Source organism: Paenibacillus sinensis (assembly GCF_019904155.1).
GTDB classification, from domain to species: domain Bacteria; phylum Bacillota; class Bacilli; order Paenibacillales; family Paenibacillaceae; genus Paenibacillus_AQ; species Paenibacillus_AQ sinensis.
In genome coordinates this window covers 33,932-47,612 of record NZ_JAHCMB010000046.1, presented here as the reverse complement: position 1 = coordinate 47,612, position 13,681 = coordinate 33,932, and the positions used below count along the sequence as shown (strand labels likewise).

The 13,681-nt window shown below is 54.7% G+C and carries 12 protein-coding genes and 1 other annotated feature; of the genes, 5 read left to right on the top strand and 7 right to left on the bottom strand.

Features of this window, described 5'->3' with window-relative positions:
* Positions 1 to 94 precede the first annotated feature (94 nt).
* A complete protein-coding gene (locus KIH86_RS04555) occupies positions 95 to 1,042 on the top strand; it encodes a polysaccharide deacetylase family protein (RefSeq protein WP_235775255.1) in 948 nt (315 codons plus the stop codon).
* A gap of 73 nt (positions 1,043 to 1,115) precedes the next feature.
* On the opposite strand, the gene KIH86_RS04550 is transcribed toward KIH86_RS04555, so the two are convergent.
* From KIH86_RS04550 to KIH86_RS04540, 3 genes are read right to left on the bottom strand one after another with little or no spacing between them, the layout of a single operon-like run.
* Positions 1,116 to 1,910, bottom strand: coding sequence for a metallophosphoesterase (locus KIH86_RS04550; RefSeq protein ID WP_223086511.1), 795 nt, complete (start codon positions 1,908 to 1,910; stop codon positions 1,116 to 1,118).
* Positions 1,911 to 1,945: 35 nt separating this feature from the next.
* On the bottom strand, positions 1,946 to 2,356 hold the full coding sequence (locus tag KIH86_RS04545; protein ID WP_223086508.1) for a hypothetical protein: 411 nt from the start codon (positions 2,354 to 2,356) through the stop codon (positions 1,946 to 1,948).
* Positions 2,353 to 2,946, bottom strand: a complete 594-nt coding sequence (locus KIH86_RS04540) for a CPBP family intramembrane glutamic endopeptidase (RefSeq protein WP_223086505.1) — start codon at positions 2,944 to 2,946, stop codon at positions 2,353 to 2,355. The genes KIH86_RS04545 and KIH86_RS04540 overlap by 4 nt, the downstream gene beginning before the upstream one ends.
* Positions 2,947 to 3,028: 82 nt before the next feature.
* On the opposite strand from KIH86_RS04540, the gene KIH86_RS04535 reads away from it, so the two are divergent.
* Entirely contained in the window at positions 3,029 to 3,925 is an 897-nt protein-coding gene (locus KIH86_RS04535; RefSeq protein WP_223086502.1) for a hypothetical protein, read from the top strand.
* A gap of 89 nt (positions 3,926 to 4,014) precedes the next feature.
* Positions 4,015 to 4,249, top strand: a binding site (T-box leader).
* A 224-nt stretch (positions 4,250 to 4,473) separates the two neighbouring features.
* Positions 4,474 to 6,066, top strand: a complete 1,593-nt coding sequence (gene serA, locus KIH86_RS04530) for a phosphoglycerate dehydrogenase (protein ID WP_223086500.1) — start codon at positions 4,474 to 4,476, stop codon at positions 6,064 to 6,066.
* Between the two features lie 131 nt (positions 6,067 to 6,197).
* Here serA and KIH86_RS04525 read toward each other — a convergent pair whose 3' ends face one another.
* Positions 6,198 to 7,037, bottom strand: a complete 840-nt coding sequence (locus tag KIH86_RS04525) for an SDR family oxidoreductase (protein ID WP_223086498.1) — start codon at positions 7,035 to 7,037, stop codon at positions 6,198 to 6,200.
* 128 nt (positions 7,038 to 7,165) lie between these two features.
* On the opposite strand from KIH86_RS04525, the gene KIH86_RS04520 reads away from it, so the two are divergent.
* Entirely contained in the window at positions 7,166 to 8,131 is a 966-nt protein-coding gene (locus tag KIH86_RS04520; protein WP_223086496.1) for a helix-turn-helix transcriptional regulator, read from the top strand.
* Between the two features lie 150 nt (positions 8,132 to 8,281).
* A complete protein-coding gene (locus tag KIH86_RS04515; protein WP_223086493.1) occupies positions 8,282 to 9,532 on the top strand; it encodes a methyl-accepting chemotaxis protein in 1,251 nt (416 codons plus the stop codon).
* Between the two features lie 256 nt (positions 9,533 to 9,788).
* Here KIH86_RS04515 and glpK read toward each other — a convergent pair whose 3' ends face one another.
* From glpK to KIH86_RS04500, 3 genes are all read right to left on the bottom strand, one after another.
* Entirely contained in the window at positions 9,789 to 11,297 is a 1,509-nt protein-coding gene (glpK, locus tag KIH86_RS04510) for a glycerol kinase GlpK (protein ID WP_223086490.1), read from the bottom strand.
* A gap of 219 nt (positions 11,298 to 11,516) precedes the next feature.
* Positions 11,517 to 12,956, bottom strand: coding sequence for a HAMP domain-containing sensor histidine kinase (locus tag KIH86_RS04505; RefSeq protein ID WP_223086487.1), 1,440 nt, complete (start codon positions 12,954 to 12,956; stop codon positions 11,517 to 11,519).
* Positions 12,957 to 13,673 (bottom strand): response regulator transcription factor, encoded by a 717-nt coding sequence (locus KIH86_RS04500; protein ID WP_179036272.1) that lies wholly within the window; start codon positions 13,671 to 13,673, stop codon positions 12,957 to 12,959.
* Between the last annotated feature and the right edge of the window lie 8 nt (positions 13,674 to 13,681).

Sequence of the window (13,681 nt, the reverse complement as noted above, 5' to 3'; positions counted from 1 at the left end):
ATCTCCAACCTCCTTCTATGATAAAATCATGACTAGTGTTCGCGGAACGGTTCTGCCTCATACAGTCCAAACACAGGAAAGCGAGATGAAATAAGTGGTTAAACAGACAGCAGTTCTGCTTGCGGCAGCCTTCCTGCTGGCCTCTTGCAGCAGCGGAAACAACGCCGCCGTTACTCCCGGCAGCGGCACCGGGGCATCATCAAGCCCCCAATCTACGGCAGCTGCGGCATCCCCTGGAGTCGCATCTCCGTCGCCGGCGCCGAGCGCTGCGGCAGCAGGGCAGGATGCATTAGCGTCCCCTTCGCCATCGGCTTCCGTTCAGCCGTCTTCCGGGCCGGAAGACACAGCCTCTGCCTCTGCGTCATCCGCCCCATCCAACGATACGGGAGAAGCGGTAGCGCTTCAGTATCATATGAACAAAAACTATGATATCAAGCCGAACGATGATAGCGTAAATAAAAAAATCGTACTGCTGACATTCGATGACGGGCCAAAAGATGCCAAGATGATCAACTCCATCTTCGACACACTGGACAAACATCATGCCCAAGCGATATTCTTCGTCAACGGATACCGGGTCAAGGAGCATCCCGAGCTTCTGAAGCTCATTCAGCAGCGGGGCGGGATTATCGGCAACCACAGCTGGGACCATATCGTGCTTAAGGATAAATCCTATGCAGAGGTTAAGAAACAAATTGAAGATGTGCAAAAGATCGTCAAGGAAGTAACAGGCGAGACGCCCGTATTCTTCAGACCTCCACACGGAGCCGGCGGCGATGTCGGCAAGAAAGTTGCGGCTGAGAACGGAATGCTCTACATGACATGGTCCAACGGTTCGCTTGACTGGACGATGTCCGAGAAAGAGGCCGGCAAGACAGGCAAGATCATCAAGAACGTCACGGATCAGCTTCATTCCGGAAGCAATATTCTCATGCATGAGCTTCCCTGGACAACGGAAGCTCTAGATCAGCTATTGACTACCCTGGAGGGCAAAGGCTACGGCTTTGTCGATCCGCGAAGCATCGAGCTCAAAGCGAGATGAAATAAGAGCTAGCGACTATAAAGGCCCTGCACCGGCAACACCGGCTAGCAGGGCCTTAACTCTTTATAACAAGTTACGAACGTATTGAAGGGCGGCGCAGCGTCAGCACGTTGATTTCAGCAGGGCTTCGGAAGCGCAGCGGCAGATGGGCCGTTCCGTAGCCGCGGCTGATGAACACCGTGGCCGTTCCTCCGGTCCCGTCGCTTCTAGGCCAATCATAAAAACCAGCCGAATATGTATGATAGAAGGTTTCAACATGTCTGCGGCCGATTACAGGCAGAAGAACCTGCCCGCCGTGTGTATGCCCCGCCAGCACCAGATCCGAAGGTACACTGCTTCTCTGCATCAGCCACATCGGGTCATGGACCAGAATGATCCGGAACGCCCCTTCACTGCCAACGGGCAGATCCGGAAGCGGCGCATAGGCGATCTTGCCGCCGGATCTCGGATAATCGACGCCGGTCAGCCAGAATTTCTCCTGCCCTGAGTCCAGCGGCACATTCTCGTCCAGCAGCAGCCGGACTCCATGGCCATGGAGGATCTCATCCACTTTGGCAATCTCGGCTTTGTAATCATGGTTGCCGTGAACGGCATAGACAGGCGCGACAGGGGCCAGCAGATCCAGATTCGATTCCAGCCTGTGCAGCGGTGCATTCTTCTCCGTCATGTCACCGCCCAGCAGCACAAGGTTGACTCCTCTGCCAAGACAGGAAGGAAGGCGCTTGGGAAGCCGCCTTCTGTGGATATCCGTCACCAGCAATATGCGGAAACCGTCCAGCGCTGCGGGCAGCTTCTCCAGCATGATTTCCGTCTCGACAATCCGGCGGCCGTATGCCGATACCACCATGCCAGCCGCAAAAACTCCCATCCCCGCTCCTGCAGCCGCCACATAAGGCCAGACGGTTACCATAGCGTTCGCAGCGGGGGCGCGCCCACGATGCCCCACCACACTAGAAAAGCAAGCAGAACGAAAAACAGCACGTTCAGCGTGTTCACGAACATTTTGGCCAGCCGCACCCGTTCAGATCTGTATGTAGCTGAACGTGAGGGCGCTGACTGCTCCTCCTCTTCGCCCGTCTTGGGCCGTGCGGCCCGTCTCCCTCCGCGCGCAGCAGCGGGAGCTGTGCGCCGTCCAGCCGGCGCAGCCTTCGCCTTCGCCGGGGATTTTTGTTTGCGTGTGCGGGACAGACTTGACGCCGACGCATCTTTTTTCGTTTCTGTCTTTGCGTCAGCCGCAGTCTTCCGCCCGCCGGTAGACCGCTCCCGGGTTCTTTTTTTCTGTCGGGATTTGACCCGGCTAAGCTCCTCGCTCATGACTCCCTCCTATAACGAATCACCAGTCCTGATATCAGGTCGATGACGAAATGACACAGTATCGGCGCCCACAGGGTGCCGGACCATACATAAATCATCCCCAATCCGTAGCTGCTGGCGAACACCCAGCCGGTCGGAATCCAATGCCTCAGATAGCGGACATGGATAACGGCGAATAAGATACTGGTCCAATATGGACCCAGTGCATATTGGATCGCTCCCCGAAACAACAGTTCCTCGCACACCGCCACCAGCAAGGCGATCAATGCGATATGCCAGACAGGCCGGTTGCGAAACAGCAGCTCATTGATGCCTCCGTCGTCCATCGCCTCATCGGGGACAATATAGGTTAACACAAAGTCCACAATCAGCATAATGACCGCAAGTCCTAGGCCCCAGGCTAAAAAGTGCAAACTGTCAGGAAATTTTAACAAATAAAACGGGTTTCTTTTCTGAAATAATATCCAGACCAATCCGATAATAAGAGTAATGCCTTGCGTAAGGTAGAGATTAAGGAGCAGCAGCCGGTCGGTCAGCTGATCAGGGGTCGCTTTTTTGACCTTGATGTCGCTAAATTTGAATTTTTTCATAATTACCTGCCTGTTCTATATGATGAATAATTCCTGCGCAAGCCGTTAGCACGAAATTGCCCGTCAAAGGAGCCGACGCTTTATGAAACGCAGTACCTCACGCAAATCAATGCTGTACACTATGGGATTTCTGTTCTGCCTGATCGCGGCATTCGCCGTGTTCTTTCTGGGCGTGAAGATCGGAGCCGATAAAGCCGAAGCGCAATACGCCAAGAAATACCCGAACAGTCTTGCCCAAGATCCCAACGCTTCTTATCAGGAGTCGGATCTTGTCACATTCTATCATAGCGTATTTTCCCCTTATCGGGAATTCAAGCGGGAATGGAACGATAAGGTTGATCGGCTGGCATCCGGAACGGCCAGTCCCTCACAGACGCTGAGAAGCCTCCGAACGCTTGCGGACGAGGCCAGCTCCAAGGTGACGGAGACGGCGTTATTCAGCAATTCGCCGCTTCTGGAGCAGGGACAGCTCAACATCCTCAAGAGCCTTCGGCTCTTCTCCGAAGCCGCTGACCAAGCAGCCGCTGCGGACTCCGCCGCGACCGCCAAAGAGCTGAGAACGGGAGAGCTTGCCCAGGGAGCGGTGAAATACGGCCTTACTGGACAAAATAATTATTACTCTGCCATGCTGAGCTGGGGCTCCGGCAACAGTTCCTCGATTCCTTCCGCAATCGGGAATCCGAAGGTCATTTCTTTTTCCGAATGGAAGAAGATGCCCCTTCTGCTCAAGAACGCCAATATCGCGCAGATATTACTGAACCGCGGGATATTCGCGGATTATGACCCGCAGGATGTTACGGCCAAAATTGACAACCTGATCAATTCGGGAAGCACGGATTCGCTTAACCTGAATAATGTGCAGGGTGCGATTACGCTGCTGGTATCGACCGGCGCGCTGTCCGAGCAGGAATTCTCAAAGTGGCGGCTGCAATATTACTCCAAGGAGACGCTGCCGCAGATTCCATTCTTTTACGATTGAACCGGCAACAAGCATCATACCATAATGTGACCGCAAAATCCTATTGACACATCTAGCACGGCCATGTTACATTATGAAAAATTAATCAAGCAAAAGCGATGATGGAACAAAGATACTAGAAGCCTTCAGAGAGCCGGCGGGTGGTGCAAGTCGGTGGCGGACAGCTGTCTTTAGCGCTCCTGAGATATTGTGTTGAACTCTTACAGTAGGCACAATCGGTTCACTCCGTTACCAGTGTTCCTGTCATGATGGATAGGATATGAGGCTGCATCCATGAAGGATGCAGTGAATTAGGGTGGTACCACGACAACTCTCGTCCCTTACTGCGGAAGCAGTATGCGGTCGGGAGTTTTTTGCTGGTTAAGTCTGGTTTTTGACCAGCGGATGATTCCCTCTTCTTTCCGGCAGAGCTTTAGGCCCCCTCTTTGCCGCGACACCGCGTCAGCGCTTGTCTGGCAGGAGGAAATGCACTTTAGGTAATCCGGAGATCCCTTATGGTATCTCCCCTAAATATCAAGCTTCATCATCTAAGGAGGAAAAAGAAAACCATGTTCAAAATTTTGGTATCGGACCCGATTAGCGATCTCGGGATTCAGCAGCTGACGGATGCAAGCGATGTAACGGTTGACAAGAAGACAGGACTCAGCGAGGACGAGCTCGTCGCCATCATCGGCGAATACGATGGTCTCCTTGTCCGTTCCCAGACCACCGTCACTCCCAAAATCATCGAAGCCGGAACCAACTTGAAAGTCATCGGCCGCGCAGGCGTCGGCGTTGACAACATTAACCTCGAGGCCGCAACCAAGCGCGGCATTGTCGTCATCAATGCCCCGGACGGCAACACGATTACTACTTGTGAACATGCATTCGCCATGATGATGGCTCTTGCCCGCCATATTCCGCAAGCCTACGCGAAGACCATCACGGGCGTATGGGACAAGAAATCGTTCCTCGGCGTTGAGCTTCGCGGCAAAACCCTCGGCGTTCTCGGAATGGGCCGGATCGGAAGCGAAGTCGCCAAACGCGCCAAAGCGTTCGGCATGAACATTCTGGCCTATGATCCGTTCCTGACGGAAGACCGCGCAGAGAAGCTCGAAGTGAAAATCGCAACTGTGGATGATGTAGTAAGAAACGCCGACTTCATTACTGTGCATACGCCTCTGACTCCGCAGACGAAGCATATGATCTCCCGTCCACAGTTCGAGGTCATGAAGAAGGGCATGCGCATCGTAAACTGTGCACGCGGCGGCGTAATCGACGAAATGGCTCTGGTGGAAGCTATCGACTCCGGCATCGTGGCAGGCGCCGCATTTGACGTATTTGAGAAGGAACCGCCGCAAGCCGACCATCCGTTCCTGTCCAATCCGAAAATTATCGTGACTCCGCATCTTGGCGCTTCGACGGTTGAAGCCCAGGAGAACGTGGCAATTGACGTGTCCGAGCAGGTGCTGCACATCCTGCGGAACGAACCGTTTATCAATGCCGTCAACATTCCTCCGGTGGCTGCAAGCGTTATGAACAAGCTGCAGCCGTACTTCACACTCGGCGAGAAGCTGGGCAGCTTCGCCGCCCAAATTACGAACGGCGCCATTAAGGAAATCGTCGTGGAGTTCGCAGGCGACCTGGCTGATGTCGACACTCAGCCTCTTAACCGGTACATCGTGAAGGGTGTGCTCTCCCGTCACTTCGGGGGAGATGTGAACATCATCAACTCCATGCACCTGGCCAAGACGAGTGAAGTTAACGTTGTAGTAACCAAGGCTTCCAAGACGAAGGGCTTCACCAACCTGATCTCCGTGAAGCTGATCGCGGATGGCGGCGAAGAGCGTGTAGTCGCAGGTACGCTGCTTCAGGGCTATGGCGAGCGCATTGTTCAGCTCGGCAAGTTCCCGGTGGATATCTCGCCAGAAGGACATCAAATTCTGATCTCCCATAATGACAAGCCGGGCATCATCGGCAACGTCGGCAGCCTGCTCGGCCAGAGCGATGTGAATATCGCTTCCATGCAGGTCGGACGTATCGATGTCGGCGGCGAAGCCATCATGCTGCTGACCGTTGACAAGAAGGTGCCTTCCGAGGTGCTGGTGAAGCTTGCCGCTCTTCCGGAAATCAACACCGCCACCGAAGTGGTACTGGATTAGTAGCCTTTAACCAATCTCAGTAATATTCTGAAAAGGCTGAGAAGAAGCAATCCTTCTTCCCAGCCCTTCACGACTACAAGTCCCGCTGCTTATGGCAGCGGGACTTTATCTTTTTTCACTCTCTCTTGTCTCTATTCCTCTACTGTGAATTCAGGAACCAGCCTGCCGTCGATATCGGTAAACCCGTATTCCAGCGCCAGCCGCCCAACCTGCTGAGGCTTGCCTGAACGCTCCATGACATTGGGATCGCCCGCAAGGGCGCAGACGGCACGCCCGATATAGCGGGGAGATTCCGTGTCCCTGAGAGCCTCCACTTGTCTCCAGTGCTCCTCATCCGTTCCGAACGCCTGCAGTACAAGCTCCGTCCGCATCCAGCCCGGAGAGAGCGGAATGACTGCGATCCGGTCGGAGGCAAGCTCCTTGGCCAAGCTTTGCGCCATGCGGACCAGCGCGTTCTTGGCCAGATCGTAATAGAAATTAGTAATGTGCCGGTTCCTGTCCCAGAACGTTGTATGCACAATGAGGCTCCCCGGATTGTCCCTCATAAGCGGAACCGCGAACACATTGGTCAGAAGCTGGGCGCGAACGCCGCCATTGAACATGGTATCCCAATGCTCCATAGGCTGCTCCCAGAACGGACGCTCATCGATACTCAGTTCATTCCCGCCCCATACGTTGTTGACCAGAATATCCAGTCTCCCCTTCTCTGAAGCGATTCGGCTGATAAGCCGCTCCGTGTCCTCGGGCTGCCTGTGATCGCATGGTACAGCCTCCGCCGCTCCACCTGCATTGCGAATTTCAGAAACCGTAGTATCGATATCACCCGGTCGGCCTCCGGTAGTGTTTCCTTTCACGCTCCTGCCGGTTACGTATACAAAGGCCCCCGACTCCGCCAGCTCAAGCGCAATCCCCTTGCCTGCTCCCCGGCTGGCTCCTGTTACGAGCGCTATTTTTCCCTGTAATGATTTCATGGATATAGCCTCCCTTATTCGTAATATCTCAAGATTAGCCTAAAATCATGCCATCTATTGTCATATATTTATTATATAATGAATCCAGACTCGACAAAGACTGAATGACCAAGGAGTGTTGATCATAGATGAGCGCTTCACGATTGCTGACCATGCTGCTCCTTCTTCAGAACCGGGGTAAGCTTACCACTCGCGAGCTGTCGCATCTGCTTGAAATCTCGGAGCGTACGGTACACCGGGATTTGGAAGCCCTGTCGGCCGCGGGAATCCCGGTGTATGCCGAGAGAGGACGCTCCGGGGGCTGGAAATTGACCCAGGGCTACCGAACAAGACTTACGGGCATGAAACCGAGTGAACTGACCGCCCTGCTGCTTGGAGCCGATGCAGCACTTCTTGCCGATCTAGGTATACTGGATGACTACGATGCAGCCGCCCGCAAGCTGGAAGCCGCTGCACGTCCCGCCACCGGCGAACAAGCGGATCAACAGGGAGATCATATTCACATCGACGGTTATTCGTGGGACCCTTCCCATGAATCTGTACCCTATCTGCCTCTAATCCGGCAAGCCGTTCAGGAGAACCGCAGAATTCGTATGCAATACGGACGAAATGGAGATGTGAAGGAACGGATTATTGAGCCTCTCGGTCTTGTCGCCAAGAGAGGTGTCTGGTATGCCGCCGCTTCCTGTGAGGGTGACATTCGCACGTACCGCATATCGCGGATGATCAACGCCGAGTTGACCGAGGAAGTGTTCCAGCGTGCGGCTGATTTTGATCTGGAGGCTTATTGGGAGCAGTCCGTCCGGGACTTCAAGGCGGCGCTTCCCCGCTACGAAGCCGAGCTTCAAGTGCGGGAATCTGCTCTCCACGGTCTGCGGAACGAGCGGTACGTCAAAGTACTGAACGCCTGCCCCTCCGTCGATCCCGAGTGGATTGCCGTTGCCGCCGAATTTCAGACCCTTGGATCAGCTATCAAAATTGCGCTCTCTTACGGAACCGACTTGATCGCCACAGCTCCGTCCGAGTTGGCAAGGCAAATTGCCGCAACAGCCCGCAGTATCGCTGCTTTATACTCCGAAGACAGCTTGGAGTGATTTAGTTCATCTTCCTTTTTTCTCCTTCCTTCTTCTCGCCAGGCAATCTCGCAACCGAAAAAGATTGATCACATTTTAGTATAGACGAGGGAAGACTTTAGTCCTATACTGGAAATGATAACGCATACATACATAAGAGGGGGACTTTACATGGCATGGTTGATCAAGCTTCCGCTCCGCCAACGTATTGTTGCAAGCTGCTTCCTGATCGCTGCGCTGTTCGCAGTACCGGTATTGATTGTTTTTGCGATTGTGGGGAAATTTCTATGGGGCTTTCTCGTCATCGTTCTTCTTCTTGGATTGACGTACCCGCTTTCGCGCGCAATCGAGAGAACGCTTACATCAACCTTTGACGACATCGCGAATGTCACGCACACTGTCTCCAAGGGAGACTTCACCGTCAAGGCGGACGAATCGGGCTCCGCAGGAGACCTGAGCCGTACATTTAACAGTATGATTGACAAGCTGCGCGGCATCCTCGGGGAGGTATCCCAGATAACCCGCCATGTGACCGACGCCAGCCGCGGCATTGAAGACAAGAACCACGAGCTCAAAATCGTCATGTCCCAGGTAGCGAGCTCTGCAAATGATCTGGCGCTTGGCGCCAGCGAAATTTCTTCCGATATTGCGGGCATGATGGATTCGGTTAAAGAAATTGAATCAAAGGTCGCCAATTACACGCATGCAAGCAAAGAAATGCATCTTCGCTCCAATCAGACGCTGGATTTGGTGGATAAGGGCCGCCAGTCCATCGACATACAGGCTGAAGGCATGCGCCGTAATGTGGAAGCCACCCGGAAGGTCACCCAATCGATCGAAGCCCTGACTCAAAGCGCACGGGGCATCACGAACATAACAGCCACCATCTCCGAAATTGCGGAGCAGACGAACCTCCTCTCCCTGAACGCTTCTATTGAAGCGGCAAGAGCTGGCGAACACGGGCGGGGCTTCGCGGTGGTCGCCGAAGAGGTCCGCAAACTGGCCGAGGAATCGGCGGCGGCAGCCAAAGAGGTGTTCAAGCTGGTGCGGGCAATCGATGCAGACATCGCCCAGGCGGTAGACAATACGGCCATCAACGAAGAGATCGTACATATCCAGAATGAAAAAATCGTCGAAGCAGGCGATATCTTCTCCGAAATCGTAAATAGCGTGCGTTATATAACGGAGCAAATTTCCGTGTTCTCGGCCGAAAGCGATCAAATGCTGGATAGCTCACAGCAAATTTCAGGTGCGATTCAGAACATCTCGGCAATCACCCAGCAATCGGCTGCGGGAACGCAGCAGGTGGCGGCTTCAATGAACGAACAGATCCATGCAATAGCGAGCGTAGCCGAGCAGACTGAGGTCATGACCGGAGCCGTCATCCGGCTGCATAAAGCTATTCACGTATTCAAGTTCTGAGATGATTCCATACTTCTGACAGGTCTAAAAAGACAGCTGCCCCTTGGCCATGAAATGGCTGCTTGGGGCAGCTGTCTTTTGTCCAGCAAGGAGTTCATGCAATCGCTAAGTGGACGCTCCGCGAACGGACCTTTGTTCCAATCGCTGTCGTGTCCAGACTTACATACTGCGCGGCAGTTCCAACAAGTTGCAGAGACGGATTCTCATTCCCCGACAACAGGTCAACCGACTTATCCCGTTGTGATCGCAACAGCCGCTACGACCCGTTCGAACGCTCATGCTTCTCCCAGCCCATCGTCCGGTGGACTGCGTCCTGCCAGACGGCGTAGCGGGCTTCCCGCTCATCCTCCGCCATCTGAGGGTCAAAGGTCCGCTCCGCCGGATTGAAGCCCCTCAGTTCCTCCCGCGACCAGATGCCTGCTGCGAGCCCCGCCAGAAGAGCGGCTCCCAGCGCCGTCGTCTCGGCATGGGTTGTACGGGTCACCTCTCTGCCCAGGATATCCGCCTGAAACTGCATCAGCAGGTCATTCCGGACTGCGCCGCCATCGACCCTCAGATCCGAGAGCGGCATGCCCGCATCCTTCTCCATTGCCCCGATCACATCGCGTGACTGAAAAGCGAGCGACTCCAGCGTTGCCCGCACCAGATGCGCAGCTGTCGTACCCCGTGTCAGCCCGAAGATTGCCCCCCTTGCGTACATATCCCAGTATGGTGCTCCAAGTCCGGTAAAGGCGGGAACTACCACAACGCCCCCCGTGTCCTCAACACCTCGCGCCATACTCTCCGACTCTGCGGGACTGCCGATCAGACCCAGCCCCTCCTCCAGCCACTGCACCGCCGCGCCGGCGGCGAATACACTGCCTTCAAGCGCATAATACAGATCAGCGCCCATCCCCCAGGCGACGGTCGTCAGCAGACCATGACCGGATGCGACCGCTTCGGTTCCCGTATTCATCAGGATAAAGCAGCCGGTTCCATAGGTGTTCTTCGCGCTTCCCGCATCCAGGCAGGTATGGCCGAACAGGGCCGCCTGCTGGTCTCCGAGCACGGACATAATCGGAATAGGTGCTCCGAACCATTCCTCAAGCGCTGTGCCAAAGGACCCGCCGGACATCCGCACCTCGGGGAGTATGCAGCCGGGAATGTTCAATTCGGCCATCAGGACCTGGTCCCATTTCATCTGGTGGAGATCATACAGCATCGTCCGCGAAGCGTTTGTAACATCCGTTGCGTGAACAGCGCCGCCGGTCAGCTTCCAGATCAGCCAGGTGTCTATCGTGCCGGCAAGCAGCTCGCCCGCCTCGGCTCTCGCTCTGGCGCCTTCCACATGATCGAGTATCCAGGCGATCTTGGTCGCGGAGAAGTAGGCATCGCAGACCAGCCCGGTCTTGGCCGATATTTCCCGCTCCAGCCCCTTCCGCTTCAGCTCCTCGCACATCCCGGATGTCCTCCGGTCCTGCCAGACAATCGCCGGGTGCACCGGCCGACCGGTCTGCCGGTCCCATACCAGCGCGGTCTCCCGCTGATTGGTGATTCCGATCGCCGCGATTTGCGATGCCTGAATGCCCGCCTTTGCGACGGCGTCCCTACCCGCGCGCAGCTGCATCTCCCAGATTTGCTCCGGATCATGCTCAACCCAACCCGGGTTCGGAAAATGCTGGGGGATCGCATACTGGCCCTGACCCAGGCTCGCAGCCGCTTCATCGAACACGATCGCCCGCGAACTGGTCGTCCCTTGGTCCAGAGACAAAATAAAGCGGCTCATAAGACCGCTCCGTTTAACCAGCTACCCATTAACAAGATGGGCATAGGCTGTATTTTTACATGATGATAACTTGAATTTGGCTTCATAGCGTTCCTCCTGTTAAGCCGTTATCGGTTTCTTAATCACTAACCGCTTTGTTCCACGAAGAACAAGATTTATGTGCCTGTTTCAACAAAAAGCACCTCCGGTTCGAGAGGCGCTGACATACAAAGTTTAAAATTATGCTTTTTCGACAGGCAGGCGCATCGTGAAACAAGTGCCTTCGCCAAGACGGCTGGCAGCTGAAATATGGCCGCCATGGGATTCCACGATATTCTTGACGATTGCCAGCCCGAGCCCTGTGCCTACGGACTCGCCCCGCACCCGCGCTTTGTCCGCCTTATAGAAACGTTCGAAGATAAACGGCAGATCCTCGGAGGGAATGCCCGCACCTTCATCCCGGACTTCGATTTCAATCTCCGAACGGTTCGAATGGGCAATCCAGTCAGCGACGATATCGATCCGTCTGCCTTCTGGCGTATGGCGGAAAGCATTATCAAGCAGATTGGTGAGCACCTGCTCCAGCTTGTCTTCATCCGCGTCGTGAAGCCATAGCTCGCTGCTCTTCCGTATACAGCGGAGATCGATATTCCGTTCCTTGGCCCGGACGGAGAATTTACGGTAAATCCGCTCCAGGAGTTCACTCACGTTCACGACCGATCGGTTCATATCGGAATGGCCGGCTTCCATGCGGGCCAGATCCAGAAGATCCTTGACCAGCCGTCCCATCCGCAGGGACTCGTCGTGAATGACCTGGATCAGCTCACTGCTCTCCTCTGGAGAGGTTGCCATTCCATCCAGCAGCGCCTCGCTGTAGCCCTGCATCATCGACAGCGGAGTGCGAATTTCATGGGAGACATTCGCGAGGAAGTCCCTCCGCATCTTCTCCAGACGCACTTCTTCGGTCACATCGCGGAGCACCGCCACCGCGCCTTGAATTTCTTTGTCCGTGTACAGCGGCGCCATATGCACGGACCAGACGCCCTGCCGTACATGAACGTTATCGCTGTGATCGCCTCCGTCCTCCTGCGTCTTCAGGAAGAGCGGACGCAGCGGAAGCGGAATTCCGGAAAGTCCGCCGGAGGGCTCAGGAAAAGCTTCTTCCCCTTCATGCTCCCATTTCAAATCGCTCCAGCGTTCCAGAAGATCCTGTCCGTGAGGATTGGTCAACACGATGCTGCCTTCGTTATCGAACGTGATTACGGGATCGCTCATGCTTCGGAGAACGTTGGACAGCAGGCCTTTTTCATGATTAAGACTTCGAATATTGCTCTCCAGCTCTGCGGCCATATGGTTGAAGGAAGTAGCCAGGACTCCGATCTCATCGCTGGTCACCACGTTCACGCGGGTTCCGTACTCGCCTCTGCGAATCGCATTGGCCGCCTCGATCAGGCGCTGCATTGGCTGCGTAATCTTGGTGAACAGGAAGAGCGCGAAGAAGGTCGTCATGGAGAATCCGATCATGCCTGTGTACATATACAGCCGCTTGATCGCTCCAGAGTTGGAGAATTTGCTGTCAATATACGGCAGCAGGAACAGCCCGAGCGTCATCAGCACAATCGCGACGAGACAAATAATCGTCACCCACAGCTTACCGACAAGGCTTCTCCAGAAGTTCACTTATTTCGGGACCTCAAGCTTGTATCCGACGCCCCAGACCGTCGTGATCATGGCGGCTGACTCCGGGGAAACCTTGTTCAGCTTCTCGCGCAAGCGTTTGACATGAGTATCCACCGTTCGGAGATCGCCGAAAAATTCATAGTTCCACACATCTTTCAGCAATTCCTCGCGGGAGAATACCTTATCAGGGGAAACGGCCAGATAGTGCAGCAGTTCATATTCCTTCGGCGTCAGGCTCACTTCCTGCCCTCCCGCCGTCACGCGATGCGCGTCATGCTCAATAACCAGATGGGGAAATACGATATTGTTGCTCGAATTCGTCTCTTTGGAAAGAAAGGCGGTTGCCGAGGAGCGGCGCATAATGGCTTTTACCCGATAGATGACCTCACGGGGGCTGAACGGTTTGACGACATAGTCATCGGCGCCCATTTCAAATCCCTGAACGCGGTTGATCTCTTCACCCTTCGCGGTGAGCATCAATACCGGCGTCGATTTCACATCGCGCAGCCGGGTGAGGACCTCGATTCCGTCTATTCCCGGGAGCATCACATCTAGCAGAATCAATCCGTAGTCCGCGGCTGTCGCTTTTCTCAGCGCAATTTCTCCGTCTTCCGCTTCGTCAATCTCATAGCCTTCCTTCTCCAGATACATTTTCAGCAGACGGCGGATACGCTCTTCATCGTCCACAACCAGAATTCTATTCAGATGTTCTGCCATTTCACAAC